General features: G+C 41.4%; 1 pseudogene. It reads right to left on the bottom strand.

Features of this window, described 5'->3' with window-relative positions:
- Nucleotides 1–163: 163 nt before the first annotated feature.
- Nucleotides 164–1304 (bottom strand): annotated as a pseudogene (locus ACYT32_RS12325) (MobQ family relaxase); the annotation flags it as partial.

The raw sequence follows: 1304 nt of genomic DNA, 5'->3' as shown, positions 1-1304 counted from the left end.
CCCAAGCACTAACATAGTTGCGCCCATGTCCTAATTCACGACTTGCTTGTGCTAGACTATGCCATTTTTGTTTGTTTGCCACATGTGGAGTCTCCTTTCTTTATTTTAGCTTTAGTTTAGCACATAAATAGGTGCATTGATACCATTTTGTTTTACACTTTGATTACAAGTGCATACCCCCATCTTCATGCCGGTTCCGGGTTTGGTGTTGCCGTTGCTTTTTCGTCATTTCCCACTCGGTCTCTTTTAAGCCACGTAATTGCTGCTTTCTTAGATAGTCTGTATTTTTCGCATATAAAATGGTCACTAAGGCTTCGTCCAAAATATTAGTCAGGTAGTTTTTCGGGCTAGTTGGGTGGTAATTAATGGCCTGATAGTCCTTAATTTGGTCTTGCTTATATTGATCAAACCGTGTTGTCTGTTGTTTCAAACGGGCTTGCACCATTTCAATTTGTTTGTGATCCAACTTAGGATCTTGGCCACATTCGCCGATAAACAGTTGCCGGGTGCCATCATGTTTTAAGACCCGTTGCAGTCGATGATCCTGAATATCTTTTAATTCCATTTTACCTAACAGGTAATTTAAACCGGCTTGGTGTTGCTGACTAGTAAAGACTACCGGTGGCTGCTGTTGCAATTGACTAAGATCATCGGCGCTTAATGGCTTTAATTCTGGGTCATAGTAAACCACAGCGGTATAGATTTGCTCCTTGTCAATCGGCTCTAGCTTATCGAGGTCGCTGTTCGGAAAAGCGGTCGTTAGAATGCTGTTGTATTGAGTTTGCACTACGGCTTTAACTTCCCGCATGACCCGTAAATTTTTCACCGCTTTAGAAATGAATTCGAGTTCGTTAGGTTGATAAGCGGCTAGCATGCCCCGATCAGTATGCTTCAAATCGTCTAACTGGTGACCATGTTTGGCTAGTACCGTGGTTAATTGCTTCTCAATTGTTTGGGCCTGCTGATTAACTAACTGCCAGCTGGTATATGGCCGCTTGGTAAACGTCAATAATTGCTGGGTTAATAAGTCGTTTCGAATATTCATTAAACGTTCGTTTAATTCACTGCCTTTGAAAATCGTTTGTTCACTATTAGTTTCTTTAATCAGTTCCCGTCGTTCAGCGGCGGTTGTCTGTTCAAAATCAAGTTCCGGATAAAGCTTTTTTGTTGCTCGTTCCACCACTTTATTTAACAACTGGTTAGCTTGTGCTAGTGATGTCGTCTGCTGGTTAATAGTCAGCAGTTGCTTGGTTACATCTTCACCAATGGCATGTTTGATTAATAAGCTGTTTTTCCAATTAAAC

It is taken from the genome of Companilactobacillus sp. FL22-3 (assembly GCF_054881455.1).
The sequence above is the reverse complement of the archived record's forward strand: the minus strand, read 5'-3'. Positions and strand labels throughout refer to the sequence as shown.